At 66.9% G+C, this 24,783-nt stretch carries 23 protein-coding genes and 1 tRNA gene; 11 read left to right on the top strand and 13 right to left on the bottom strand.

Annotated elements, in window-relative coordinates:
* Positions 1–156: 156 nt before the first annotated feature.
* Positions 157–456: an antibiotic biosynthesis monooxygenase family protein gene (locus ACT535_RS10340; protein WP_168458385.1), complete on the bottom strand. Its 300-nt coding sequence runs from the start codon at positions 454–456 to the stop codon at positions 157–159.
* 139 nt (positions 457–595) lie between these two features.
* Here ACT535_RS10340 and ACT535_RS10335 point away from each other — a divergent pair, with 139 nt between their 5' ends.
* Both ACT535_RS10335 and ACT535_RS10330 read left to right on the top strand, forming a co-directional pair.
* On the top strand, positions 596–1,015 hold the full coding sequence (locus ACT535_RS10335; RefSeq protein ID WP_029556569.1) for an EVE domain-containing protein: 420 nt from the start codon (positions 596–598) through the stop codon (positions 1,013–1,015).
* Positions 976–1,665: a class I SAM-dependent methyltransferase gene (locus ACT535_RS10330; protein ID WP_476364290.1), complete on the top strand. Its 690-nt coding sequence runs from the start codon at positions 976–978 to the stop codon at positions 1,663–1,665. Before ACT535_RS10335 ends, ACT535_RS10330 begins: the two co-directional genes overlap by 40 nt.
* A gap of 346 nt (positions 1,666–2,011) precedes the next feature.
* On the opposite strand, the gene ACT535_RS10325 is transcribed toward ACT535_RS10330, so the two are convergent.
* On the bottom strand, positions 2,012–2,305 hold the full coding sequence (locus ACT535_RS10325) for an ArsR/SmtB family transcription factor (protein ID WP_476325554.1): 294 nt from the start codon (positions 2,303–2,305) through the stop codon (positions 2,012–2,014).
* A gap of 111 nt (positions 2,306–2,416) precedes the next feature.
* Between ACT535_RS10325 and ACT535_RS10320 the strand changes: the two genes are divergently transcribed.
* The 8 genes from ACT535_RS10320 (at position 2,417) to ACT535_RS10285 (ending at position 11,455) form a co-directional block, all read left to right on the top strand.
* A complete protein-coding gene (locus tag ACT535_RS10320) occupies positions 2,417–2,620 on the top strand; it encodes a YgaP family membrane protein (protein WP_168458389.1) in 204 nt (67 codons plus the stop codon).
* Positions 2,621–2,671: 51 nt separating this feature from the next.
* Positions 2,672–3,706: an efflux RND transporter periplasmic adaptor subunit gene (locus ACT535_RS10315; RefSeq protein WP_476364289.1), complete on the top strand. Its 1,035-nt coding sequence runs from the start codon at positions 2,672–2,674 to the stop codon at positions 3,704–3,706.
* A 2-nt stretch (positions 3,707–3,708) separates the two neighbouring features.
* Positions 3,709–6,951 (top strand): efflux RND transporter permease subunit, encoded by a 3,243-nt coding sequence (locus tag ACT535_RS10310; RefSeq protein WP_476364288.1) that lies wholly within the window; start codon positions 3,709–3,711, stop codon positions 6,949–6,951.
* A gap of 98 nt (positions 6,952–7,049) precedes the next feature.
* Positions 7,050–7,125, top strand: a tRNA-Ala gene (locus ACT535_RS10305).
* 278 nt (positions 7,126–7,403) lie between these two features.
* Positions 7,404–8,390 (top strand): ABC transporter substrate-binding protein, encoded by a 987-nt coding sequence (locus tag ACT535_RS10300; protein ID WP_476364287.1) that lies wholly within the window; start codon positions 7,404–7,406, stop codon positions 8,388–8,390.
* Between the two features lie 11 nt (positions 8,391–8,401).
* Positions 8,402–9,241: an ABC transporter permease gene (locus tag ACT535_RS10295; RefSeq protein ID WP_476364286.1), complete on the top strand. Its 840-nt coding sequence runs from the start codon at positions 8,402–8,404 to the stop codon at positions 9,239–9,241.
* Positions 9,238–10,086 carry an ABC transporter ATP-binding protein gene (locus ACT535_RS10290; RefSeq protein WP_476364285.1) on the top strand — a complete coding sequence of 283 codons (849 nt, stop codon included), beginning with the start codon at positions 9,238–9,240 and terminating at the stop codon, positions 10,084–10,086. Before ACT535_RS10295 ends, ACT535_RS10290 begins: the two co-directional genes overlap by 4 nt.
* On the top strand, positions 10,079–11,455 hold the full coding sequence (locus ACT535_RS10285) for an amidase family protein (RefSeq protein WP_476364284.1): 1,377 nt from the start codon (positions 10,079–10,081) through the stop codon (positions 11,453–11,455). Before ACT535_RS10290 ends, ACT535_RS10285 begins: the two co-directional genes overlap by 8 nt.
* A 24-nt stretch (positions 11,456–11,479) precedes the next feature.
* Here ACT535_RS10285 and ACT535_RS10280 read toward each other — a convergent pair whose 3' ends face one another.
* The 10 genes from ACT535_RS10280 to ACT535_RS10235 all read right to left on the bottom strand — a co-directional run bounded on the left by ACT535_RS10280 (position 11,480) and on the right by ACT535_RS10235 (position 21,340).
* Entirely contained in the window at positions 11,480–12,331 is an 852-nt protein-coding gene (locus ACT535_RS10280; RefSeq protein ID WP_476364283.1) for an ABC transporter ATP-binding protein, read from the bottom strand.
* Between the two features lie 23 nt (positions 12,332–12,354).
* Positions 12,355–13,371 (bottom strand): taurine ABC transporter substrate-binding protein, encoded by a 1,017-nt coding sequence (locus tag ACT535_RS10275; protein ID WP_476364282.1) that lies wholly within the window; start codon positions 13,369–13,371, stop codon positions 12,355–12,357.
* Between the two features lie 27 nt (positions 13,372–13,398).
* Entirely contained in the window at positions 13,399–14,241 is an 843-nt protein-coding gene (locus ACT535_RS10270) for an ABC transporter permease (protein ID WP_476364281.1), read from the bottom strand.
* On the bottom strand, positions 14,238–15,542 hold the full coding sequence (locus tag ACT535_RS10265) for a M20 family metallopeptidase (protein ID WP_476364280.1): 1,305 nt from the start codon (positions 15,540–15,542) through the stop codon (positions 14,238–14,240). The genes ACT535_RS10270 and ACT535_RS10265 overlap by 4 nt, the downstream gene beginning before the upstream one ends.
* 255 nt (positions 15,543–15,797) lie before the next feature.
* A complete protein-coding gene (locus ACT535_RS10260) occupies positions 15,798–16,484 on the bottom strand; it encodes a Crp/Fnr family transcriptional regulator (RefSeq protein WP_476364279.1) in 687 nt (228 codons plus the stop codon).
* Between the two features lie 400 nt (positions 16,485–16,884).
* Entirely contained in the window at positions 16,885–17,817 is a 933-nt protein-coding gene (locus ACT535_RS10255; protein WP_476364278.1) for a carbon-nitrogen hydrolase family protein, read from the bottom strand.
* 5 nt (positions 17,818–17,822) lie between these two features.
* A complete protein-coding gene (locus ACT535_RS10250; protein ID WP_476364277.1) occupies positions 17,823–18,509 on the bottom strand; it encodes a flavin reductase family protein in 687 nt (228 codons plus the stop codon).
* Between the two features lie 97 nt (positions 18,510–18,606).
* Positions 18,607–19,659 carry an ABC transporter substrate-binding protein gene (locus tag ACT535_RS10245; RefSeq protein ID WP_476364276.1) on the bottom strand — a complete coding sequence of 351 codons (1,053 nt, stop codon included), beginning with the start codon at positions 19,657–19,659 and terminating at the stop codon, positions 18,607–18,609.
* Between the two features lie 2 nt (positions 19,660–19,661).
* A complete protein-coding gene (locus tag ACT535_RS10240) occupies positions 19,662–20,480 on the bottom strand; it encodes an ABC transporter ATP-binding protein (RefSeq protein ID WP_476364709.1) in 819 nt (272 codons plus the stop codon).
* A gap of 41 nt (positions 20,481–20,521) precedes the next feature.
* Positions 20,522–21,340, bottom strand: a complete 819-nt coding sequence (locus ACT535_RS10235; RefSeq protein ID WP_476364275.1) for an ABC transporter permease — start codon at positions 21,338–21,340, stop codon at positions 20,522–20,524.
* Positions 21,341–21,632: 292 nt separating this feature from the next.
* Between ACT535_RS10235 and ACT535_RS10230 the strand changes: the two genes are divergently transcribed.
* Positions 21,633–22,376 (top strand): TrmB family transcriptional regulator, encoded by a 744-nt coding sequence (locus tag ACT535_RS10230; protein ID WP_229645477.1) that lies wholly within the window; start codon positions 21,633–21,635, stop codon positions 22,374–22,376.
* A 9-nt stretch (positions 22,377–22,385) separates the two neighbouring features.
* Here the strand turns inward: ACT535_RS10230 and ACT535_RS10225 are convergent, their stop codons facing one another.
* Entirely contained in the window at positions 22,386–24,719 is a 2,334-nt protein-coding gene (locus tag ACT535_RS10225; RefSeq protein WP_476364274.1) for a heavy metal translocating P-type ATPase, read from the bottom strand.
* Positions 24,720–24,783 lie beyond the last annotated feature (64 nt).

Genomic DNA, 24,783 nt, shown 5'->3' with positions numbered 1-24,783 from the left:
CATCGCGCCCCAAACGGGCGATCCGGCACGCTGGCGAAAAGCCGCAGCCGGAGCATTGAGATGGAACAAGCTATGTACGATCGGGAATAGCCGACAAGTCCGGGAATCTGCGTAGAGCCCCGCCCTCCCGTGTCCGGAGAGGGCGGGGACGTCCCCTCAGAAGTAGGTCGCCACCCCGGTGGTGTGTTCCACGGACGGGGGAGAGACGAAGTAGGGGCTGACGAGGCGGCGCCATTCCTGGAACTCGGGCGAGTTGCGGAAATGGACCATGTGGTCCTCGACGCTCTCCCAGGTGACCAGCAGGGTATAGCGCGTGGGCGTCTCCACGCCACGCGCCAGCGACATGCCGATGCAGCCGCGCGATTTCTGGAAGTGGGGCGCCGCCTCCCTCACCGCCGCCTCGAAGGCCGCCTCGGAGCCTTCCTTGATGTCGAGCGTGGCAACCTCATAGACCATGTGCGCTTCCTTGCGTGATGCGGCGGCCGTCCGCGCCGCCGGCGGCGGAGATTAAGGCGTCCGGCGTCTCAAGCAAACCTTGCCAAGCACGGCGGGAAACGGCACATCCGCTCGATCGATTGCGAACGCGAGCATTGCCATGGCCCACTGGCTCTACAAGTCCGAACCCTTCAAATGGTCCTGGGAGATGCAGGTGAAGGCGGGCGCCAAGGGCACCCACTGGGACGGGGTGCGCAACCACCTCGCCAAGCAGCAGATGCTCGCCATGAAGATCGGCGACACTGGATTCTTCTACCATTCCAACGAGGGCAAGGAGATCGTCGGCATCGTCGAGGTCATCAAGGAGGCCTATCCCGACCCCTCCGACCCCACCGGCAAGTTCGTGATGGTGGACATCAAGGCGGTGAAGCCGCTGAAGACCCCCGTCACCCTCGCCGCCGTGAAGGCCGAGCCGCGCCTTTCCGAAATGGCGCTGATGAAATTCTCCCGCCTCTCGGTCCAGCCCGTGACAGACGAGGAATGGGCGCTCGTGTGCGCCATGGGCGGCATCAAGGGGTGAGCCGCGCGATCAGCGACCCCGCCGCCTTCATCCGCGCCGAAACCCGCCTGCGCCCGGTGCCGCTGGTGCCGGAGGTCTCGCTCCATGTGGCCGACGAGGCGGTGCCCATCTGGCATCGCACGGAGGAGGAACTGGGCGAGCTCGGCCTGCCGCCGCCCTTCTGGGCCTTCGCCTGGGCCGGCGGACAGGCCCTCGCCCGGCATGTGCTGGACCATCCCGAAACGGTGCGCGGCCGGCACGTGCTGGATTTCGCCTCGGGCTCCGGGCTGGTGGGCATCGCGGCCATGAAGGCGGGGGCGGCGGGCGTCACCTGCGCCGACATCGATCCCTTCGCGGTGGCAGCCATCGCCCTCAATGGGGAAGCGAACGGCGTCGTGCTCTCCCCCACGCAGGACGACCTCATCGGCCGGGACGATGGGTGGGACACGGTGCTTGCGGGCGACATCGCCTATGAGCGGGACCTGGCGGAAAAGGTCTTCGCCTGGCTCCTCGCCCTCGCGGCGCGGGGTGCGACGGTGCTCATCGGCGATCCGGGCCGCACCTATCTGCCGAAGGACCGGCTGACGAAGCTCGCGGAATACTCGGTGCCGGTGACGCGGGAGCTGGAGGACATGGAGATCAAGCGCACGGCGGTGTGGCGGCCGGCGTGAGGGGCGCTGGGCCGAGCGCCCGACGTTCATGCAAAGGGAGGGAATACCCCCTCACCCCAGCCCTCTCCCGCAAGGGGAGAGGGAGGCAAGCGGCGGCGGCGCTCCATACGTCCTCACTGGCCTTTTTCGTTCCCCGGACAAGCGACGGCGATAGCCGGAGCGCTGATCCGGGGTCCAGCGCCAGAATGCTCGCAAAGCGGGGCAATGCCTTGGGGTGTTCGGGCAGGGAAGCGCCTTATGCGGTCCCTTGCGCTGGACCCCGGCTCGCATTGCGCTGGCGCTCCATGCGTCCGGGGCGCGGAAGACCGCCTACGCGATCACCGCCATCACCCGCCCAGAAGGCTCCTCAGCACTCCACCCGGCTCGGGCAGAACGCCTTGTGAAGCGCGGCGATCACCGCCAGCACTTCCTCCCGCGCGATGCGGTAGAACACGCTCGTGCCTTCGCGGCGGGCTTCCACAAGCCCATCCGACCTGAGCCGCATGAGCTGCTGCGACATGGGCACCTGCTCGATGGCGAGTTCGTCGCGCAGCTGCGCCACGGACTTCTCGCCATCCACCAGCGCGCACAGAACGAGCAGGCGCTGCGGGTGGGACAGGCTGCGCATGAGTTCGGCGGCCCGCTCGGAGGCCGGAATCATTTCAACAACATTCATAGTCTTGAATTTATGATAATTGAATGTTAGATGCAATGCCAACGCGGGGAGGCCCGCACGAGAGGGTGCCCGCGAGCACCCCGATGGAGCAAGATAATGTCTGTCGATCGCATCGTCATGATGTTTGCGGGGTTCATGGTGCTGGCATCGCTCGGCCTGGGCCTCACCGTGTCCCCTTATTTCTTCTGGCTGACCGCCTTCGTGGGCGCGAACCTGATGCAGGCCTCCGTCACCGGCTTCTGCCCGGCGGCCATGCTGCTCAAGAAGCTGGGCGTGAAGCCCGGCGTCGCCTTCAACTGAATGTCCTGATCTGACCGCCGCCCGGCGCGAGGCCGGGCAGAGAGAGCCACCATGTCCCAGCGCTTCATCCCGCCCGCCGCGGCCCTCGCGGTGGCGATGGCCGCCCTTTTGCCCGTCGCCGGCGCCACCTTTGCCCGCGCAGCCGATTTCACCGTGCGCAGCGTGGAAGTGCCGGAGCTGAAGGGCGTGTTCGGCGAGGTGAAGAGCCGCACCGTGGTGCCCGCCCGCGCCCGCATCGGTGGCACGGTGCGCGCCGTCTCCGTCTCCGAAGGCGACAGCGTGAAGGAGGGCGACGAGATCGCCCTGGTGGTTGACGACAAGAACGCCCTCACCCTCAACGCCGCCGACGCCAAGATCAAGGAGCTGAAGTCCCAGCTCGACAACGCCAGGACCGAGCTGGACCGCGCCCAGCAGTTGCTCGCCCGCGGCGTCGCCAGCCAGGCCCGGCTCGATACCGCGAAGACCCAGTTCGATGTCGCCACCAACCAGGTGACGGCCGCAGAAGCGGACCGCGCCGTGATCCTGCAGCGCGCCCGCGAGGGCGCGGTCATCGCCCCCGCAGATGGCCGCGTCCTCACCGTTCCGGTCACGCCCGGAAGCGTGGTGCTGGCCGGCGACGAGATCGCCCGCGTCGCCTCCGGCCCCTATTATCTCAGGCTCTCCTTGCCCGAACGCCATGCCACCTCCATCCGCGAGGGCGGCACGGTGCGCATCGGCGAACGCGGCATCTCGCAGGACAAGGCCGGTTCGCCGGCCACCGCCCGACCTGGCCGCATCGTGAAGGTGTATCCGGAAATCGCCGCCGGCCGGGTCATGGCCGACGTGGAGGTGGACGGCCTCGGCAATTATTTCGTCAACGAGCGCACCCTCGTGTGGGTGGAGATCGGCAAGAGGGCCGTGCTCGCCATTCCCGCGACGCTCGTGCGCACCGAGCATGGCATCGACTACGTCACGCTGGTGACGCCGCGCGGCCCGCTCGACGTGCCCGTCATCCTCGGCGAGCGCTTTCCCGGCGACGGCGGCGAACGGGTGGAAATCCTCACCGGCCTCAAGGACGCGGACGTGATCTCCGCGGCGGGGCGCTGACCATGAGCGAGACCTCCCCCGACACCCGCCCTCTCGGCATCGCCGGCGCGCTCACGCGCACCTTCATCGCCTCGCCTTTGACGCCGCTGCTGCTGGTCGCGGCCTTCGCCTTCGGCCTCATCGCGCTCATCACCTTGCCGCGCGAGGAGGAGCCGCAGATTTCCGTGCCCATGGTGGATATCCGCGTCTCGGCCCAGGGCCTGAAGGCCGAGGATGCGGTGAAGCTCGTCACCGAGCCGCTGGAAACCATCGTCAAGGCCATCGACGGGGTGGAGCACGTCTATTCGCAGACCGAGGACGATGGCGTCCTCGTCACCGCGCGCTTCCTCACCGGCACCAGCCCGGACGCCGCCATCCTGCGCGTCCACGAGAAGGTGCGGGCCAATCTCGACCGCATCCCGGTGGGCATCACCGAGCCTCTGATCGTCGGCCGCTCCATCGATGACGTGGCCATCCTCGTGCTCACTCTCGTGCCCAAGCCGGACGCGGCCGGGCGCTGGACCGCCAACGATCTCACCCGCGTGGCGCGGGAGCTTCAGGCGGACATCTCCAAGCTGCCGGACATCGGCCTCACCTACATCGTCGGCGAGCAGCCGGAGGAAATCCGCGTCGCGCCCGATCCCGAGCGCCTCTCCCTCTACGGCATCACCCTCGCCCAGTTGCAGGGCAAGCTCGAAGGCGCCAACCGCACCTTCAACACCGGCACCGTGCGCGAGGCCAATGGCCAACGCACCCTCGTCGCCGGCCAGACGCTACAGACTCCCTCCGAGATCGGCGGCATCCTGCTCACCTCCCGCGACGGGCGCCCCGTCTATGTGCGCGACGTGGCGGACGTGAGCCTCGCCACCCAGCCGGCGGAGCATTACGTCACCCATATCGAGAAGGGGCCGGACGGCCTCACCCGGCGCCCGGCGGTGTCGCTCGCCATCGCCAAGCGCCCCGGCACCAATGCGGTGGTCATCGCCGAGGCCGTGCTGCGCCAGATCGAGGCCGCGCACGGCTCCACCCTCCCGGCCGACGTGGAGGTGAAGGTCACCCGCAATTACGGTGAGAGCGCCAACGAGAAGGCCAACGAGCTGCTGCTGCACCTCGGCCTCGCCACCGTCTCCATCGTCGTGCTGGTGGGCTTCGCCATCGGCTGGCGCGAGGCGCTGGTGGTGGCAGTGGTCATCCCCACCACCATCCTCCTCACCCTGTTTGCCGCCCGCCTCATGGGCTACACGCTGAACCGGGTGAGCCTGTTCGCGCTCATCTTCTCCATCGGCATCCTGGTCGACGACGCCATCGTCGTCATCGAGAACATCGCCCGCCACTGGGCCATGAAGGATGGCCGCTCGCGGGCGCAGGGCGCCATCGACGCGGTGGCGGAGGTGGGCAACCCCACCATCGTCGCCACCCTGACCGTGGTGGCCGCCCTCCTGCCCATGCTGTTCGTCTCCGGCATGATGGGCCCCTACATGAGCCCCATCCCGGCCAATGCCTCGGCGGCGATGGTCTTCTCCTTCTTCGTCGCCGTCATCCTCACCCCCTGGCTGATGCTGCGCATCGCGGGGCGGGCCGGGAAAGGTCACGAGGTCCATGCAGAGGCTGCCGACGGAGGCCGGCTGGGGCGCTTCTATGTGCGGGTGGCCCGCCCCATCCTCGCTTCCCGCGCCCGGGCGGGTGCCTTCCTCGCCACCGTGGGGGTGGCGACCCTCGCGTCCCTGAGTCTCTTCTACACGCACGCGGTGACGGTCAAGCTTCTTCCGTTCGACAACAAGACCGAACTGGCCGTCATTCTCGACATGCCGGCTGACACCCCGGTGGAACGCACCGAATCCACCCTGAACACCCTGGTGAACGCGCTCTCGGACCTGCCCGAATCCGTCTCGTTCGAGACCCATGCCGGCACTGCCGCGCCGTTCAACTTTAACGGATTGGTGCGCCACTATGGCCTCCGGTCCGCCCCGCGGCAGGGGGACATCCAGATCAACCTGAAGGCGAAAAATGAGCGCTCGCGGACCAGCCACGAGATCGCTTTGGATGTCCGTAACAGACTGAAATCAATCGCACTTCCACCGGGCTCGTCGCTCAAGGTGGTCGAGCCGCCCCCCGGCCCGCCGGTGCTGTCGACCCTCCTTGCCGAAATCTACGGCCCCGACGCCGAGACCCGTCGCGCGGTCGCCCGGAAGGTGCGGCAAGCCTTTGAAAATGTTCCCTTTATCGTGGACGTGGACGACAGCTTCGGCACGCCGGGCGAGCGCGTCCGCCTCGCGATCGACCAGGACAACCTCGAATTCTACAAGGTGGAACAAGGGGATGTGTACGACGCCATCCGCTCCATCTTCGCTGGTGGCACCCTGGGCTATTCCCACCGGGGCAACGGCCGGGCCCCAATCCCGATCCGCCTCCAAATGTCCAAGGGAAACAAGGTCGTAGACGAGCGCACCCTGGCGACCCCCGTGCCCGCCAACGCCCTTCCCGGCGGGCGCGGCGTGGTGGAGCTGGGCGACGTGGTCCGGGTCCTCCGCGAACCCGCCTCCTTCCCCATCTTCCGCCACAACGGCCGCCCCGCCGAGATGGTGACGGCCGACCTCGCCGGCGCCTACGAGGCCCCGGTCTACGGCATGCTGGCCGTGTCCAAGGCCTTGGCAGACATGGATTTTGGAGATCTGCCAAAGCCGGAGATCGCCCTCCATGGCCAACCCTCCGACGAGGCCAGGCCCACCCTGCTGTGGGACGGCGAGTGGGAAGTGACTTGGGTGACATTCCGCGACATGGGCGGCGCCTTCATCGTCGCCATCCTGGGCATCTACATCCTGGTGGTGGCGCAGTTCGGCTCGTTCAAGCTGCCGCTGGTGATCCTCACGCCTATCCCCTTGACATTCATAGGGATCATGACCGGCCACTGGCTGTTCGGCGCGCCGTTTTCGGCCACCTCGATGATCGGCTTCATCGCCCTGGCCGGCATCATTGTTCGCAACTCCATCCTGTTGGTGGACTTCATCCGCCACGCCCGGACCCCCGGCCGCCCACTTGAGGACGTGCTGCTGGAAGCGGGAGCCATCAGGTTCAAGCCGATCCTGTTGACCGCGCTTGCGGCCATGATCGGCGCGGCGGTGATCCTGACCGACCCGATCTTCCAAGGCCTCGCCATCTCCCTTCTGTTCGGCCTCGCCTCCTCCACGGCGCTGACCGTGCTGGTCATTCCGGCCATCTACGTGGTGCTGAGAGGCAAGCCCGCGGAAGAGCCACGCGAGGCGTGACGCGGAACGGTGGACAGCCGGAAAATCGCGTGCTCACCGGGATTTTCCCCGCTTGACAGCATGGGGCCCCAAATCATAAATGGCGCCTCCCATGGTTCGGGGCCGTAGCTCAGATGGGAGAGCGCTGCAATCGCACTGCAGAGGTCAGGGGTTCGATTCCCCTCGGCTCCACCAGCCCGAACCGAATCTAATTCGAAATAGCGTCATCAACTTTATCGCTCACTCCCTCAGAGCGGGGCGCACACCCTCGTTGGTCACCCAACTGCGCGACCCGCGATCCGGCAAATTATACCGCAGCCCATGACCGCTGCCCTTCTCAGGCCCTGACATCCGGCGGTGGGCGGATGAACCCAAACTGACGGGTCTCTGCAGCCAGCAATTAATTGCTTCTAAAGCCCGGCCGGGACGCATTCGATGGCGTCATCCGTGCACCGCAGCGAAGAGACCGGGCCATGCAGCATATCAAGCTCTACAGCGTCATTGCCGCTGCAATTCTCCTGGGGCCCGTATCGAGCGCCGGAGCGGCAGAGCTCGTGAAGGCTCGCCTCGCCCAGAACCTGGCACCCATCTCGGCGCTGACCATCGTCGCCAAGGCGCAGGGCCTGTTCGAGAAGGAAGGCCTCGATGTCTCGGTCAGCAACTTCACCAGTGGCAAGCAGGCGCTCGACACGGTGATTGGGGGCGGCGCCGACATCGCCACCACGGCAGAAGCGCCGGTCACGGCGGCTGCCATGGCTGGCCAGCCCATCGCATTCGTGGCGGGCATGGAATATTCAGACGTCAAGACGCTGACGGCAAAGAAGGCAGGCATCGCGACCATCGCCGATCTGAAGGGCAAGAAGATCGCCTACACCGCCGGCACCGGCAGCGAGGTCTACACCACCGAGCTGCTGAAGAAGGCCGGCCTCACCGCCAAGGATGTCACGCTCGTCAATCTGAAGCCGCAGGAAATGCTGCCCGCGATGGCGGCCGGCAGCATTGATGCTTACGACACCTGGGAACCCCACATCTCCAACGGCCGGAAGGCGCTCGGCGACGATGTCGCGCTGCTGGACACCAAGGGTGTCTATTCCGAGACCTTCAACATTGTCGTGATGCAGGATTACCTGAAGGCCAATCCGCAGATCGTCTCCAAATTCCTCGCCGCCCTCATCGCCGCCGAAGCGTGGGTGAAGGCGCATCCCGAAGAGGCGATTGAGGTCGTATCCAAGGCCGTGGGCATGAAGCCGGAGGATCTGAAGCCGATCTGGAGCGACTATGTCTATCAAGTCGGCATCGGCGCGAAACAGATCGATGCCCTCAAGGCCCATGCCCAGTGGCGTCTCGATACGAAGAACCACCCGCCGGGCGTGACCGGCGTGCCGGACTTCGCGGTGGTTCTCTTTCCTGAGCCCCTGCGGGCGCTGGACGCCACCCGCGTCACTTACAAGCTCAACTGAAGCGCCGGCGCATGGCTGACATCTCCACCCCGGCGGCGCTCTCCCCTCGCGGGGGTGGCGCGCTCCCGGCCGCGGGGGCGAAGCGGCGGCGCAAGGCCCGGCTGAGCCAGCGGATCAACATGGCGGTGGGGCTCGTCTCCATCCCACTGTTCCTGTTGGTGTGGCAGCTGATCGCGCAGGCGCGCATCGTCAATCCCATCCTCTTTCCCGCGCCCACCGAAGTTGCACGCGCGGCGCTGGAGTGGGTGACGAGCGGCCTGTTCTTCGAGGACGTGGTGGCGAGCCTGAAGCGGGTCGCTACCGGCTATCTCGTCGGTTCCGTTGTCGGTGTTGGATGCGGCCTCCTCACCGGTCGCTCTGCCTTCTTCTCCGGGCTGCTCGGCCCGCTGTTCCAGGTGCTGCGGCCCATCCCGCCCATCGCCTTCGTCTCCATCGTCATCCTGTGGTTCGGACTGTCGGAGAGCGGAAAGGTCTTCCTGATTGTCTGGGGTGTGTTCTTCACCGTCTGGCTGTCCACCCATCTCGGCGTCCAGAAGGTGGACCAGGGGCTGGTGCGCGCCGCCCAGATGCTGGGCACGCCACGCCGCAGACTGGTGGGCGAGGTGGTGTTGCTGAGCGCGCTGCCCTTCATCGTCGTGGGCCTGCGCACGGCGGTGGGCATTTCCTTCTACACGCTGGTGGCGGCGGAGTTGGCGGGCGCGTTTGCCGGCATCTTCTATCGCATCCAGCTGGCCCAGCAGAACATGCAGACGGGCCTCGTCTTCGCCGGCCTCGCGGCGCTGGGCCTGATCTCCTTCATCGCCGATCGCTGCTTCGCGATGCTGGCGCAGCGCCTGGTGTGGTGGCGATGAGCATCATTTCCATGATCCGCAAGCCCGTGCCTGTCCCGCTGAGGGAGGCCGGCGAGGTGGAAATCGACGTGCGCGATGTCACCATCGCGTTCGAGCGAGACGGCGGCGAACTCGTACCCGCCGTTGACCGGGTGTCCTTTCAGGTGCGCCGGGGCGAGTTCATCTGCCTGCTCGGGCCGTCCGGCTGCGGAAAGTCCACCCTACTCAATGCCGTTGCCGGCTTCGAGACGCCCTATGAGGGCGAGGTGGTGGTCGGCACCAAGGTCGTCACGGGACCGGGACCGGATCGTGGCGTCGTGTTCCAGCAGCCCCGCCTGTTTCCGTGGAAGTCGGTGCGGGCGAACGTGGCGCACGGCCCGCGCATGGCCGGCAAGTCCCGTGCCGAGGCCCGCGCGATCGCCGACGAACTGATCGAGATGGTCGGCCTCTCGCGCTCTGCCGACGTGCTGCCGCACACCCTCTCTGGCGGCATGCAGCAGCGTGTCGCCATCGCCCGTGCGCTCGCCAACCGGCCGAACATCCTGTTGATGGACGAGCCGTTCGGCGCGCTGGATGCCCAGACCCGCACGGTGATGCAGGAAGGCCTGCTCCGGCTGTGGGCGCAACTGGACACCACGATCCTCTTCGTCACCCACGATATCGACGAGGCTGTGCTGCTGGCGGACCGGGTTCTCGTCATGTCGGCAGGGCCGGGGCGCATTGTCCGTGACCTGGCCGTGGACCTTCCGCGGCCGCGCACCATCGAAACGACATTGGGGACCCGCTTCCAGGCGCTTCGCCGGGAGTGTCTCGACCTCATCCGACAACAGAGCCAGAAGGCCTTCGAAGGGACCCAAGATGCTTGATAAGGTCGCCCCCACGGTCCGCCCTCCGCGAAGCGGCTTCGCGGCCGCCCGTGCCGCTCTCGCCGATGGCGCCGATCCCGTGGCGCTGGCGCTTGATGGAGCGGATCGCGCCCAGGCGGCGGCAGGAGACGGCATCTTCACCGCTCTGGTCCCCCGTGCAGAGGTGGAGAGGAAGGCCGCTGCCGCCGCAGCCCGCGCGCGGGCCGGCGAGGCGCTCCCACTGCTCGGTCTCACCTTCTCGGTGAAGGACAATCTGCACGTGGCGGGAATGGCGACGACGCTCAATTGCCCGGCCGTCGCCATGGCGCCGCAGGAAAGCGCGCTCGCCATCACGCGCCTCGAGGCGGCAGGCGCCGTGCTCATCGGCAAGAACACGCTGGACCAGTTCGCGACGGGCCTGAACGGCACGCGCAGCCCCGAGCCTTTGTGCCGCAATGCGCTCGACCCCGCCTTCATTCCCGGCGGCTCCAGCTCCGGTTCCGGCGTGGCCGTGGCGGCCGGGCTGGTTTCCTTCTCGCTGGGGAGCGACACGGGTGGGTCGGGACGCGTTCCCGCAGCCTGCAACGGCATCGTGGGGCTGAGACCATCCCTCGGGCTCGTGAGCACGCGCGGTGCCGTCTACAACAGCCCCCTGCTCGATTGCATCCCCATCTTCGCGACAAATGTGGAAGACGCGAGCGAGATCCTCGGCCTCATCGCCGGCTATGACCCACTCGATCCGTGGAGCCGCCGCGATGCGGGCAGCATCGGAACCGCGCCGGCCCCGACACCCTCGGCGCGCCTCGCCATCCCGCGCCGGGACCAGATGCGCTTCTTCGGCGATGCCGCCGCCGAGGCCGCTTTCGCCGCCAATCTCGACCGTCTGCGCGGGCTCGGCTTCACACTCGAGGAGATCGATTTCGCGCCGTTCGAGGAGGCGGGGCGGCTGGTGTTTCAGTCCGCGCTGGTGGCCGAGCGCCTCGTCGAGTACGACGAGATCATCACCACCCACCGCGATGCCATCCACCCGGCCGCGCTCGCCGCCATCGAGCCGGGGCGCGGCTATTCCGCAAAGCAGGCATTCGAGACGCTGTACCGGATGCGCGAGCTGAAGCGCGTGGCCGAGACTGCGCTCGCTGATTACGCCGCCTTCGTCGTGCCCACGGTGCCCACCATCTACACCATCGAGGAGATGCTGGCCGATCCCATGGGCCGGAACACCGTGATGGGCACCTACACCTATTTCGTCGGTCCCATGGATCTGTGCGCCATCGTGGCGCCGGGCGCTCCGGCGCGCGCAGGCCTGCCCTCGTCGCTCAGCTTCATCGGGCTTGCCGGGCAGGATGGCGTGGTGGCCGGTCTCGCGCGGCAGTTCCAGCGGCAGGTGTAACCCTGCCGCGTCCGCATCGAAGGATCACGCTGCCGGCACAGCGGCGTTCTGCTGGTGGGCGAAGGCCTTCAGCGTTTCCGCCCGGATGTGCGCGAAGCATTCCCGTTTGATCGCGACGAATGCCTCCGAGAACTGCACTTCGGGCGCGCGCGGGCGGGGAATGTCCACGCGGATGTCGGCGACGATGCGCCCGGGATTGGCGCTCATGACCACCACCCGGTCGCCGAGGAAGATGGCTTCCTCGATGTCGTGGGTAATGAACAGCACCGTGGTGCGGAACTCCGCCCAGATGTTCAGGAGCGCCTCCTGCATCATGGCCCGCGTCTGCGCATCGAGGGCGCCGAAAGGCTCGTCCATGAGCAGCACGCGCGGATAATTGGCCAGCGCCCGCGCGATGCCCACCCGCTGCTGCATGCCGCCCGAAAGCTCGGACGGATAGTGCTTCTCGAACGCGGCAAGACCCACCAGCGAGAGGAAGGTTCGCGCCGTCTGCTCCGCCGTCGAGGTGCTCCCGGTCGACATAAGTGGGCCGAAGGCCACGTTGTCCAGCACGCTCTTCCAAGGGAACAGCGTCGCCTGCTGGAACACCATGCCCCGGTCTGCGCCGGGGCCGCGGATGGTCTCGCCGTCCACCTCCAGCAGCCCGCGCGCGGCGGGCACGAAACCCGCGACAGCATTCAGCACCGTGGACTTGCCGCAGCCGGACGGACCGAGCACGCAAACGAACTCACCCGGCTCCACGTCGAGGTCGAAGCGCTCCACCACCGTGCGCCGCGCCGCGCCCTCGCCGTAGGCGATGGAGAGGTCTTTCAGCTGCAGCCTTCCCCGCCCCGGTACGGGGGCGAGGTGCGTGGGCAGGGGAACGGGAGCTTCCATGATCAGGCCATCGGGGCCGCCGCTCATTTGCCCAGTGCCTTCGCAAGGTAGGACGGGTCGATAAAGGCCGCATAGCCGGCCCGGTCCAGGACAGTGGGAAGCCGTCCCTGGTCCTTCAGGAAGGTGGCCGTGGCAAGCACAGTGTCGGCGAACTGGCCGATCTGGCCTGGCGTGCCGAGATAGTCCTTCGTCAGTTGCTCCGGGCACGGCACCATGGTGGTGCCCTTCATCATGCGCTCGGCATCGTCAGCGGGCAGGGACAATTCCTTGGCGATGATGTCCACCGTCTCCTTGGGGTGCTTCAGCCAGTAGTCGATGCCCTCGCACTCCGCCTTCACGTAGGCCACCACCTGCGCCGGATACTTGGCGGCGAAGTCGTTCATCACGACGCCCACGTCCCAGGTGGGATAGCCGCGTTTCGCCATCTCACCGCTGGTGAGGAAGATCTCGCCGCCGTTTTTCACGATCTTGTCGAGGTTGGGCTCCCAGATCCACGCCGCGTCGATGTCCTTGCGCAGCCAGGCGGCGACGGCATCGGAGGGCGAAAGGTCGATGAGCTTCACGTCGGTGGGGTTCACCCCCGCCTCCTTGAGCGCGGCGATAAACAGATAATGGGTGGTGGAGCCGAAGGGGGCGGCCGCCGTCTTGCCGGCAAGGTCCTTCAGGGACTTGATGTTCTTGCCCGAGCGCACGGCGAGGGATTCCACCGGGCCGAGCATGTTCAGCACGAAGATGCCCTTGTAGGGCAAGGCGCGGGTGGCACCGAGGGTGAAGGGCGGGTTGCCGACGCCGCCGAAATCCACCTGGTTCGCCGCCACGGCGCGGTTCATGTCGCCGCCCGAGCCGAACTTGACCCACTTGATCGGCACGCCGGACTTCTCGTGCAGGCCGAGCGCCTTGGTGACGAGTTGGGCATTGACTAGGTTCAGATAGCCGATGGTGATCCCCTCCGGCTTCTGCTGCGCATGCGCGCCAGCCGAAAGGCCGAGGGAGAAGGCGGCGGCGAGCAGAAGAGAGGCCGTGCGTCGAAGCGTGTTCATCTCAGTCTCCAGTCGGCGAAAGGGGGATCAGCGGAAGCGCCAGGGGGTCAGGGCGCGCTCGGCAAGGCGGATGAGGAAATCGAGCGCCATGCCGGTGAAAGCGAGAACGAACAGGCCCATGATCACGATGTCGCCGAGCAGGAACTTGCTCGCGTCCCAGATCATCCAGCCGAGGCCGGCGGTGGCGGCGACGATCTCGGCGGCAACCAGCACGGTGTAGGTGAAGCCCAGTGAAATGCGCATGCCTGTGCAGATGCCGGGCAGGCACGCAGGCAGGAAGACGTGCCGAAAGAGCTGGCGGGAGTTGGCGCCCAGGCTTTTCGCCGCCTTCACGTAGCGCGGATCGACGCTCGCCGCTGCCTGCATGGAGCTGATTGTCAGCGGCGGCAGGGCGGCGAGGAACAGGATGGCGATCTTGGACGCGTCGCCGATGCCCAGCCACATCACGATAAGGGTATAGAGCGCAAGCGGCGGCAAGGGCCGGTAGAATTCGATCACCGGATCGAACACCGCCTTCACGTCACGGCTGAGACCCATGACGATGCCGAGCGGAATGCCCACGAGGCACGCGAGGCTGTAGCCAGCCAGCACCCGGTAGAGGCTGGCGATCAGATGCTCGTGCAGCAGGCTGCCCTGGTAGCCTACGGTCGCGGTGCGCACGAAGGCCTCCCACACCGCCTTCGGCGACGGCAGGAAGAGCGGGTTCACCCATGCATAGTGGGCCGCGAGCCACCACAGGGCGAAGAGCGTGGCGGCAGTCAGCGCAGTCAGGAGCCGTGTGCGGGTGAAGGCCACCCGCAGCCGGGCCGGCAGCAGCCTCGGCCGGGCCGGGCTTGAGGCGCGCTCGGGAGCGGTGTCCACGGCGCTCATTCCTCCACTCCCAGCAAGTCCATCACGGCGAGCGCAAGGATGCGCGTTGCCGCCACCGCCTTGCCGATGTGGATGCTCTCGTTCACCGGCGCCCAACCGTCTTCGCCGGGACCAAAGGTGATGGCCTTGAAGCCGCGCTCGGAGAAGCGGATCGTGTCGTTGAAGGCGTTCTTGCGATAGAGCTTCGGCTCGCCCGTCAGCACCTCGCCGTAGGCCTTGCGCAAGGTGCGGACGGGCTCGGCATCTGCCTCCTGCTCGCCCGTGCCATCCACGAACAGGGCGCCGGGGAAGGGCCGGGCCTCGGCCTTCAGGGTCGGATCGGTGGCGAGCGCGGTGGCGATCACGGCGTTGATGTCCGCCATCACGCTTTCCCGCGTCATGCCGGGCAGGATGCCCACCACGCCCAGCACCGCCTTGCAGCTGTCCGGCGTGAACTGCATCTCGCGCGGCACGCCCCCGGCGATGCGCAGCACCGTGACCATTGGAGGCGTTCCACCCGCGTGCGGGGCGGGCGTATGGGCGAAGCTCATCTTCTCCAGCTGCGGCAGCAGCTCCATCATCTTGGTGATGGCATTCATGCCCGTATCGGGTCGCCAGAGATGGGTCTTGATACCGGAGGTCTCCACCTCCACGAGGAAGTTGCCGCAATTGGCGATGGCGATGCCCATGCCCCAGCTGCCATCCGGCGCGGTCCAGGCGGTGGGCTCGCAGACGATGGTGTAATCGGCTTCGAGGCCGCATTCGTCGAGCAGGAAGATCGAGCCGTCCGGCCCGTTCTTTTCCTCGTCCGCCGTGTAGACGCACTTCAGCGTGCCCTTGAGGCGCACGCCCGCCGCGCGGATCGCCTCCACCGCGAGCAGCGTGCAGGCGAGGTTTCCTCGGGTATCGGATGTGCCGCGCGCATAAAGCAGATCGCCGTGGCGGGTCGGCCGGAAGGGATGGCCGCCGGTCATGGTCCACGCCGCCCAGTCGCCAGCGGGGTAGGTGTCCAGGTGGTCGTTGAGGATGAGGGACGGACCCTCCTCACCCCCGGCCAGCGCGCCTATGACATTGAGCCGGTGCGGCGTGCGCGCCTTCAGGTCCACCGTGAAGCCGAGCGCCGCCAGCTTGTCGGCGAGCAGCAGAGCGATGCCCTCTTCCTTCCCGCCGGGTAGATCGGGATCCAGCGGATTTTCGGCCTCCGGTTGACCGGCGGGGATCAATTCGCAGGCGAGATCGAGCCACGCTTTTTCGGTGATGAAGGACAAGACCGCGTCGCGCTGGGAGGTCGCGGCGGGTTGGGGAGTGAGTGCGACGGTCATGGCATCCTCGAATATGGTTTGACCTCAGCAAGGGGGATGCCACTTGCGGAATACGCAGTTATCTCTTTGGAGAATCGAGCGGTTTTTCCGTTGCAAAGGAATTGCTTTTGAACGGCCTTCGCTCAGTTTCGCGGCCGCGGCCAGGGCGGACCTTAGTCAGGCCGCCCAAAAAATATCAAATCGATAATTTAAATATAAAAGCAATTCGTTGCTTGAGGCCGAAAGAGCGGCGGCCTTTCCGCGGTCCGTAGAGTGTCAGTTGCGGTCAGGTCGCTCCAGCTCGGAGGCCAGCGCCTCAGGCTTCAATATGACCATTAGGCCGCGCCGGTTGGTGAGGATACCGTCCTGCTGCATCCGGCCGAGCTGCACCGTCACCCACTGCCGTGTGGCGCCGATGAGCGCCGCGAGATCTGCGTGGGTAAAGGCGGCGGCGATAAGGATGCCGCGCTCATCCTTCACGCCATAGGTCTGAGCCAGGTGCTGGAGCAACTGCACAAGCCGCTGCGCCACGGAGCGCGTGCCGAGCATCTGCGCAAAGGCGGAATAGCAGCGGGCCTTGAAGACAAGGGCGTCGATGATCCCGATGGCGAGGTCCGGCACCTGTCGCGCCAGCTGCCGCAGGCCTGCGCCCGGCAGGAACACCAGCCGGCTCGGCCGAACCGCCGTCGCCGCCCACATGTGGGTGCCGCCGCCGAACACGTCCGGCCCGCCGACGAAATGGCCCTTGGACCAATAGGCCAGCGTGATTTCACGGCCCGAGGGTGCCACGTAGAAGCTGCGGATCTGTCCGTCTTCAATGACCACGATGCCGTCGTGGTGCTCGCCCTGACGAAAGAGCGGCTCGCCGGCTGAAAGGAGCATCTCCCGCCCATGCATCCGAACGATGGCCTGATCGACCTCCGAGAGCCGCTCGATCAGGCTCGCCTCACGGTGCAGAGGCATTTCCCATTCCGCGAGCAGAATGGGAGCGTCGAGAGCGTCTCCCTTGACGTCATCTTTCGCCATTCGCCCTCGCCGGATGCTCTTTGCGCTTATGGAGGCGATCAAGGGTACTGTGAAGGCTGGCGAATGGCATCAGGGGGATCGAGAAAAATGGGGCAGTGATTGTTCTGATAAATTTCAAATCCACCGGGGCTATAAATGCCTCCATTGGGCGATTCCCGGGCGAGGCTCTTAAAGGGCAGATAAATGCTATTCGGCTCGATATTCTAATATATTATCCACGTCTCGATGGTTGTCTTCATCGGCGGGATGTCGCCGCGAGGTCCTCCGCAATGCAGCCGCATCCCCGTCCGCATTGGCGGATGAGGACGCTCTGCAATTCTGAAAGCCCGGTCGAGTCCTAGCCTTCGGTGCGGGAAACAACTGGGAGCTGTGGAACTTCGTCGACGTTGAGGCTGAACAGGTCGGGCCGGGCATAGTGGCCGATGGGGTCGAAATCGAGCTTGGCGCCGATGATGTCGTCGAGGTCGATCTCGGCGGTGAGAATGGTCTCCTCGTCCAGCACGGGTCCGGCGAGAATTTCCCCCAGCGGACCGACGATCAACGAGCGGCCATGCATCATGAAGGCGTCTGGGGCGGCATCGATGCGGCTGGCGTAGTCCTCCGGGAAATCGGAACGGCGCATGACTTGACAGGCGCTGATGACGAAGCAGCGGCCCTCCATGGCCACATGGCGCATGGTGGAGATCCAGGTCTCCCGGTCGTCGGCGGTGGGCGCGGCCCAGATTTCGACGCCCTTGCCGTAATAGGCGGCGCGCAGCAGGGGCATGTAGTGCTCCCAGCAAATGGCGCCGCCGAGCTTGCCGTAGGGCGTGTCCACGACCGTCAGGGTCGAACCGTCGCCAAACCCCCACACGAGGCGCTCGGAGCCGGTCGGCATCACCTTGCGATGCTTGCCGAGGAGGCCGTCCGGGCCGAGATAGAGCACGGTGCAGTGAAGCGTCCCGCCGTCGCGCTCGATGACGCCGACCACGACATGGATGTCATGCTCCGCGCATGACGCGGCGAGCTGGTCCACTTCCGGCCCGGGCACCGTAATCGCACCGCGCACGTAGCGGACGAAATCGGCCCGTCCCTCGGCTGTCCGCCGGCCGACGCTGCAGCCGAAGTCCAGCCCCTTGGGATAGCCGCCGATGAAGGCCTCGGGGAACACCGCAATCTTTGCCCCCGTGGCGGCCGCCTCGGCGATGAGGGCGATGGTGCGCTGGGTCGCTGCAGGGCCGTCGAAGGGAATGGTTGCGGCCTGCACTGCGGCCACCTTGATCCTGGGCATCTCGCTCATTCCTTGTTGTGTGCTGCGCCGTTCCACAGCGGGCGATCGAGGTCGAAGAGGTCGCGTGTGCGGGCATAGGCCGTCGGGCCGTGCATCCGAGCGACGAGATCGAGGGCAAGTCCGTCCACCCGCGGCCGGGCGGGATCGCCGGTCAGCACATGGGCGGAATAATGGGCGTGCAACACCTCGCCAACGACCAGAAGCTGGCCCGGGCCGGTGTCCAGCAGATGGTTCATCCGGCATTCGAGGGCGACGGGGGATGAGGCGATGCGCGGGGGACGCACACCAATGCTGGGCACGGATCGAAGGCCCGCCAGCGCGATCTCGTCCACCTCAGGCGGCGCATCCACGCAGGTCGCGTTCATGGCCTCAGCGAGGGCGTGGGGCACGAGATTGACGACGAATTCGCCGGTGGCGCGGATGTTGGCGGCGGTGTCCTTCTCCCGCTCCGGCCGCGCCAGAATGCCCAGCGCCACGATGGGGCGATCCGCGCCGAAGACGTTGAAGAAGGAGTAGGGTGCGGCGTTCACCACCCCATCTGCGCTCATGGTGACGACCCATGCGATGGGCCGTGGGAGAACCGCGGAGGCCAAAAGCCGATAGCGCATCTCGGCGGAGAGCGTGCTGAAATCGAAATGGCGCATGGCGGGGCCATCCGGGGGCGCCACGGCCTGTGTCTCGGTATCAGTCATGATGTCCCTGCGGCCGGCGGCGAGCACTCTCACCGGCCGGCGGAAGACAGCCCGCGCCCGAGGCGGGGCCGTCGTCTCCATGGTGACGGGGGCGACATCAGGCGCGAAGGATCTTCACGCTCTTCACGTCGAAGCTGCCGGTGGCGATCTCCTTGTCCACCTCGCCGGCGATGGCCGTATTGATGAACTTCGGCACGTCGGGCAGGCGCGGCAGAAGCTTGGCTTCCACGCCCCACTTGGCCAGCGTCTCCATCTGCGCGATCTGGGCTGGGGACAGCGCGACCTTAATGTCGGTGAAGGTCTTCGCGCTCCACGCCGGATCGTAGCTCGACGCCTTCTGGAGCACGGGCTCGGGAATGTTCTTGGCCGGCTCCAGCGAGCGGAACCAGCTGTTGGCGAGGTCATTGTTCTGCGCGGCGAAGAACAGGGCCTGCGCATTGGCGAGCAGCAGACGGCGCAGCACATCCGGCTTCTGGAGGAAGCGGTTGTTGGCGGCGAGCACGATGACCGGGCTCAGGTTTTCCGAGACGACAACCGCATTTCCCGTGCTCTCGAAGAAGCTCACGAAAGGATCGTAGGTGAAGAAGGCATCGATGCGCTGGGCACCCACCGCATCGGCGAGTTCCGCCGGGCCGACGTTCACGAAGGTCATGTCCTTGCCCGGTACGAGGCCGGCTTTCAACACGGCATCCTGCGCATTCTGGAAGGCGGTGATGCCGAAGGTGCCGTAGACCTGCTTGCCCTTCAGGTCCGCCATCTTGGTGATGCCGGACTTTTTCGTCGCCAGCACTGCCGAGCGGAAGCGGGCCTGGGAGGACACGGTCGTCACCGGCGCGCCGATGGCCATGGTGGTGACGGCGGCGAAATCGGAGAGCGTGCCCACGTCACCGGCGCCGGACACCAGCGCCTCGGTGATGGCGGGCGAGGCGGCGAGCTGGATCATCTCCATCTTCAGCCCGTTGCGCGCGGCGATGTCCGTGCGCATCAGCACATGGGCGATCTGGGCCGACACGGTGGTCGTGTTGAACCAGCACATGCGCACCACGTCCCCTTCCTGCGCGCGCAGGATCGAAGGGGCGGCCAAGGGAAGGGAGGCGGCGAAGCCGGCGGCCAGTTGGCCGAACCGGCGGCGCGAAAGTCCTGAGGTCACGATTATTCCCCTTTCTGCCATTCCGGCTTGAGCGTTTCCCACAGGTCGTTGACCGTGGAGACGAACCATGGATCGGACCGCATCTCGGCCGTACGCGGCCGCGGCAGCGGCACGAGGACCTCCTCGCGCACGCGGCCCGGACGCGGGCTCATCACCACCACGCGGTCGGCGAGGAACACCGCCTCGTCGATGCCGTGGGTGACGAAGATCACCGTCTTGCCGGCCTCCGAGGAGATGCGGGCGATCTCCTCCTGCAGCAGCACGCGGGTCTGCGCATCGAGGGCGCCAAACGGCTCGTCCATGAGCAGGATGTCGGGATCGGGCGCGAGCGCGCGGGCAATGGCGGCGCGCTGCTTCATGCCGCCGGACATCTGGTGCGGAAACTTGTCCTCGAAGCCGTTCAGGCGGACCATGGCGATGAGCGACCGGGCGATCTCGGCCCGCTCGGCTTTGCCCATGCCCTTGGCCTTGAGGCCGAATTCCACGTTCTGCTGCACCGTCATCCAGCCGAACAGGGCGTAGTCCTGAAACACCACCGTGCGTGAGGGACCGGGCCGGGTGATCGGCCGGCCATCCTGCAGCAGCTGCCCGCTGGTGGCCGACTGGAAGCCGGCGATGATGCCGAGCAGGGTGGACTTGCCGCAGCCGGACGGCCCCAGCAGCGAGATGAATTCACCGCGCCGGATGCGGAGCGTCACGCCATCGAGAGCGGTGACGGGCTCCTCGGTCTTGGACCCGTAGACCTTGCCGACATTACGGATGTCGATCTGCACATCCTCGGGCGAGAGCTGGGGCGCGAGGCCCGGAGCGGAGGAAGACATGAGGGAGGCGCTGGCAAGCATGGCTGTTCCTTTCGCTGTCCTCAGCTGCGCTCGGAGGGCGCCCAGGCGTTCACCCGCCGCTCGATGCGCTCGAGGATGGCGGACATGGCGAAGCCGACGAGGCCGATGGTGACCATGCCGGCCACCACGTTATTGATCTGGAACAGCATTCGGGACTGCTGGATCAGGTAGCCGAGGCCGGTCTGCGCGGCGATCAGTTCCGCCGTCACCACGCACATCCAGCCGACGCCGAGCGCGATGCGCAGGCCGGGCAGGATGATCGGCAGCGAGGCGGGGATCAGCACGTCCCAGAACAGCTGCCAAGGCTTGGCGCCGAGGCAGAGGGCCGCGTTCATCTGGTTGCGATCAAGGCCGCGCACCGCCGTGTAGGTCGCGACGAAGGCCGGGAAGACGGCGCCGAGGAAGACGAGGAAATAGGACGCCGCGTCCCCGAGGCCGAACCAGAGGATGGTGATCGGGATCCAGGCCAGCGGCGGAATGGGCCGCAGGGCTTCAACCACCGGGCGCACGAAATCCGACACTGACCGCCACCAGCCGCAGACGAGGCCCAGCGCCAGCCCGACCACGCAGGCGAGCAGGAAGCCGACGGCGACGCGCTGGAGGCTGGCGGCGAGATGGATCCACAAGGAGCCGTCGAGGGCCATGTCCCACAGCGCCTGCGCCACGGCGAACGGCGACGGCAGGAGGAAGCCGTCCACGAGGCCAAGCCCCGTCACCGCCTGCCAGAAGGCGAAGAAGGCCGCGAGCCCGAGGCCGGCGCGGACCGACTTGTCGGCGAGAAGCCGCGACCAAGGCATCTGCCGCGCCGTCGGCGTCGATCTGTCGGGAACCGCCGTCATCGCACCCGCTTCCGCGTTCGCTCCCATCGGGACATCCTCCTTCAGCCCGCCAACCGGCGGCTCGTCAGTGCGATCAGCCATGACCAGAGGCTAAGATATGTCGGTCATTTCCGTCAATTGCGATCGGCCCACAATTTGATGATTGATGCGGCAATTTTGCTGACAAATGCGATCAAACGCGCATCAGCGCGCTCATTCTTTGGGCGATACGTCGGTATTTTTATCGGTTAAAACCGATGATAGACCTTGCCGCCAAGATCGGACATGCTGCATTCATCGGGGGAAAGTGACAGTGACGGCGGACATCGAAGAGAAGCTGGCCCGGATCGGCATCACCGGGACGCTCTACAAGCTCTATCTGACGGCGGTCGGCCTCGGCGGCGCGTCCATCACGGAGGTGGCGGCGAAGGCGGGGCTGGCGCGCACCACGGCGCACGACGCGTTGGCGAAGCTGGAGGAAGAGGGGCTGATCCGGTTCGTCGACCACGGCAAAAGGCGCTTCGTGGTCGCCCAGGATCCGGGCGTTCTGCTGGAGCGCATCGAGGCGCGCCGGCAGATGCTGGAAGATGTCATGCCGGTGCTCAGGTCCATGTACCACCACGAGACCGGCAAGCCGAACGTGCGCTTCCATCCCGGCCCGGAGGGCATCCGCACCACCCTGTGGGATACGCTCTCCGGCGGCGACACGGTGCTGCGGGCGACCCTCTCCATGAAGGAGCTAATGGCCGAGCCGGGCCTCGACGAGATGGAGCGATATCTGACCGAGCGCGCGCGCCGCGGCATCTGGCTGCACGTGATCCGCTCGGCGGAGCGCGACATCGCCCCCATCTGGCCGTCGAGCCAGGAGCAGCGGCGCGAACTGCGCTACGCGCCGCCCGCCCACCAGTTGGCGATGACCTGCTTCATCTATGGCAACAAGGTCGCGCTGATCTCCTCCGCCCGCGAAAGCTACGGCATGATCATCGACAGCGCCGAGTTCGCGGCATTCCAGGCGTCCATGTTCGATGCCATGTGGAGCCTCAGCATCCCGACGTGATGAGGGAAATCATCCCTCCGTCCGCCGCAGAAGCCGCAGCGCGTTTGCGGTGACGAGCACGGTCGCGCCGGTGTCGGCCAGGATCGCCGGCCACAGGCCGGTGATGCCAGCGATGGTGGTGACCAGGAACACCGCCTTCAGCCCCAGCGAGAGGCCGATGTTCTGGCGGATGGTGCGCATGGTCCGCTGCGACAGGTCGATCATGCCGGCGATGTCGCGCACGCGGCCATGCAGCACGGCGGCGTCCGCCGTCTCCAGCGCCACGTCGGTACCGCCACCCATGGCAATGCCGATATCGGCCGCGGCCAGCGCCGGCGCGTCGTTGATGCCGTCACCCACCTTGGCGACGACCTCCCCCTTCTGCTTCAGCTCGGAGACAATGCGCTGCTTGTCCTCCGGCAGGAGGCCGGCGCGCACCTCGATGCCCAGCGCCCGGCCGATGGCGGCGGCGGTGCGCGGATTGTCCCCCGTCAGCATCATCGTGCGCAGCCCACGTTCCTTCAGCGCCGCAAGTCCCGCCGCCGCATCCGCGCGCGGCTCGTCGCGCATGGCGATGGCACCCGCCAGCGCGTCGTCCACGATGAGGAGGGACACGGTCTTGCCCTCGTCGTTCAACGCCGCGAGGCGAGCCTCCAGCGCGCGATCGAGCGCCACCCGCGTAGCCGCCGCCGCGACGGAACCGAGGAACACCGCGCGTCCCTCCACGATCCCCGTCACCCCCTTGCCGCCCAGCGCGCGGGCATCGCTCGCGGCGGGAATGGAGAGGCCATCGGCAGCAGCGCGGTCGAGGATGGCCTTCGCCAAGGGATGACTCGATCCGGCCTCCAAAGCCGCAGCAAGGCGCAGCACCTCCAGTTCGGGTAGCGCAACGCCGATCACGTCCGTCACCTTCGGCCGCCCCTCGGTCAGGGTGCCGGTCTTGTCGAGACAGACCATGGTGACCTTGCCCGCCGTCTCCAGCACTGCTCCACCCTTGAGGAGCAGGCCCCGACGCGCGCCCGCGGAAAGACCGGAGGCAATGGCCGCGGGAGTGGAGATGACCAGTGCGCACGGACAGCCAATAAGCAGGATGGCGAGGCCCTTGTAGATCCATTCGCCCCACTCCCCGCCCAGCAGCAGCGGCGGAACGGTCGCCACCAGCGCACCGATCACCACGACAGCGGGGGTGTAGACGCGCGAGAAGCGGTCGATGAGCCGCTCCGTGGGCGCCCGGGCCTCCTGCGCCTCTTCCACCAGCTTCACCACCCGGGCGATGGTGTTGTCCTCGGCGGTCGCGGTCACGCGCACGGTCAGCGCCGCATCGCCATTGACGGTACCGGCGAAGACGTTCGCGCCCACACCCTTGGTCACGGGGGCGCTCTCGCCGGTGACCGTGCTCTCGTCGATCCCGCCCTCTCCCGCGAGGATCGCGCCATCGGCCGCGATGCGGTCGCCCGGGCGCACGAGGATGGTGTCGCCCACGGCGAGCTGCGTGGCCGGCACCTCCACGAAATCGCTGCCCCGCGCCACCAGCGCCGTCTTCGGCACCAGGGCCGCGAGCGCCTTGATGCCATCGCGGGCGCGGCCGGCGGCGAAGCCTTCGAGCAATTCGCCAACGAGGAACAGGAACACGATGGCCGCAGCCTCCTCCGCCGCGCCGATGATGACCGCACCCACGGCGGCGATGGTCATCAGCGTCTCAATGGTGAAGGGCATACCGACGGCCGCGGCCGCAAACGCCCGGCGCGCGATGGGGACCAGGCCGACCAGCATGGCGGCGATGAACAGCGGCGTCTGGACCTGCGGCAGCACCAGTCCCGCGAGGAAGGCCGCCGCAAAGGCGGCGCCGCTGGCGAGGGTCAGCCGCAGCTTGCCGTTGGACCAGAAACCGCCCTCGCCCAGTTCGGCGCCATGGGCGTGGTCGTCGCGGGCAGCGGGCGCCGTCTCATCTGGATGACCGGAATGATCGTGGCGGGCATGGGCTTCCCGGGCGTGATCTTGCCCTGCGCGATCTTGCCCGCCGTGGCCATGCGCCGTGTGATCGTGGCCGCCGTGATCGTGGCTCCCGAGGTCGGGCCCATGATCGTGCCCGCAGCAGGCCTCGCGTGCCGCAACCGGAGCCGGCGTTTGGGCGGGCTCGGCATTCGCGAGCATGAGGCCATAGCCCATAGGCTTCAGCCGCGCTGGCAAGGCAGAAAGATCGGCACCAGAAGCGTGCCGCACGACCAAGGTCGCCGCCGCCACGGACACGCGCGCCTCCGCCACCCCGTCCAGACGGCTTGCAACGGCCTCGATCTTCGCTGCGCAGGAGGCGCAGTCCATGCCCGAGACGCGATACCGGGTCTGAACCTGACTGGCTGTCATGATGCCGCCTTTCCTTTGGTCATGGTGGCAGCCTAGATGCTCTAGCGACTAGAGGAGCAAGCCC

The sequence above is a fragment of the Xanthobacter sp. DMC12 genome (assembly GCF_056314105.1).
Note: the sequence above shows the minus strand (reverse complement) of the source record. Positions and strands in the feature narration are given on the sequence as shown.

What these genes read in the sequence shown, in the direction of transcription:
- ACT535_RS10330 (WP_476364290.1), top strand. Translation starts at nt 976, where the DNA reads ATGGGCGCTCGTGTGCGCCATGGGCGGCATCAAGGGGTGAGCCGCGCG.
- ACT535_RS10270 (WP_476364281.1), bottom strand. Translation starts at nt 14,241, where the DNA reads ATGAGCGCCGTGGACACCGCTCCCGAGCGCGCCTCAAGCCCGGCCCGG.
- ACT535_RS10325 (WP_476325554.1), bottom strand. Translation starts at nt 2,305, where the DNA reads ATGATTCCGGCCTCCGAGCGGGCCGCCGAACTCATGCGCAGCCTGTCC.
- ACT535_RS10340 (WP_168458385.1), bottom strand. Translation starts at nt 456, where the DNA reads ATGGTCTATGAGGTTGCCACGCTCGACATCAAGGAAGGCTCCGAGGCG.
- ACT535_RS10240 (WP_476364709.1), bottom strand. Translation starts at nt 20,480, where the DNA reads ATGTCTTCCTCCGCTCCGGGCCTCGCGCCCCAGCTCTCGCCCGAGGAT.
- ACT535_RS10285 (WP_476364284.1), top strand. Translation starts at nt 10,079, where the DNA reads ATGCTTGATAAGGTCGCCCCCACGGTCCGCCCTCCGCGAAGCGGCTTC.
- ACT535_RS10295 (WP_476364286.1), top strand. Translation starts at nt 8,402, where the DNA reads ATGGCTGACATCTCCACCCCGGCGGCGCTCTCCCCTCGCGGGGGTGGC.
- ACT535_RS10315 (WP_476364289.1), top strand. Translation starts at nt 2,672, where the DNA reads ATGTCCCAGCGCTTCATCCCGCCCGCCGCGGCCCTCGCGGTGGCGATG.
- ACT535_RS10335 (WP_029556569.1), top strand. Translation starts at nt 596, where the DNA reads ATGGCCCACTGGCTCTACAAGTCCGAACCCTTCAAATGGTCCTGGGAG.
- ACT535_RS10235 (WP_476364275.1), bottom strand. Translation starts at nt 21,340, where the DNA reads ATGACGGCGGTTCCCGACAGATCGACGCCGACGGCGCGGCAGATGCCT.
- ACT535_RS10310 (WP_476364288.1), top strand. Translation starts at nt 3,709, where the DNA reads ATGAGCGAGACCTCCCCCGACACCCGCCCTCTCGGCATCGCCGGCGCG.
- ACT535_RS10250 (WP_476364277.1), bottom strand. Translation starts at nt 18,509, where the DNA reads ATGACTGATACCGAGACACAGGCCGTGGCGCCCCCGGATGGCCCCGCC.
- ACT535_RS10260 (WP_476364279.1), bottom strand. Translation starts at nt 16,484, where the DNA reads ATGCCTCTGCACCGTGAGGCGAGCCTGATCGAGCGGCTCTCGGAGGTC.
- ACT535_RS10300 (WP_476364287.1), top strand. Translation starts at nt 7,404, where the DNA reads ATGCAGCATATCAAGCTCTACAGCGTCATTGCCGCTGCAATTCTCCTG.
- ACT535_RS10265 (WP_476364280.1), bottom strand. Translation starts at nt 15,542, where the DNA reads ATGACCGTCGCACTCACTCCCCAACCCGCCGCGACCTCCCAGCGCGAC.
- ACT535_RS10225 (WP_476364274.1), bottom strand. Translation starts at nt 24,719, where the DNA reads ATGACAGCCAGTCAGGTTCAGACCCGGTATCGCGTCTCGGGCATGGAC.
- ACT535_RS10290 (WP_476364285.1), top strand. Translation starts at nt 9,238, where the DNA reads ATGAGCATCATTTCCATGATCCGCAAGCCCGTGCCTGTCCCGCTGAGG.
- ACT535_RS10320 (WP_168458389.1), top strand. Translation starts at nt 2,417, where the DNA reads ATGTCTGTCGATCGCATCGTCATGATGTTTGCGGGGTTCATGGTGCTG.
- ACT535_RS10275 (WP_476364282.1), bottom strand. Translation starts at nt 13,371, where the DNA reads ATGAACACGCTTCGACGCACGGCCTCTCTTCTGCTCGCCGCCGCCTTC.
- ACT535_RS10255 (WP_476364278.1), bottom strand. Translation starts at nt 17,817, where the DNA reads ATGCCCAGGATCAAGGTGGCCGCAGTGCAGGCCGCAACCATTCCCTTC.
- ACT535_RS10280 (WP_476364283.1), bottom strand. Translation starts at nt 12,331, where the DNA reads ATGGAAGCTCCCGTTCCCCTGCCCACGCACCTCGCCCCCGTACCGGGG.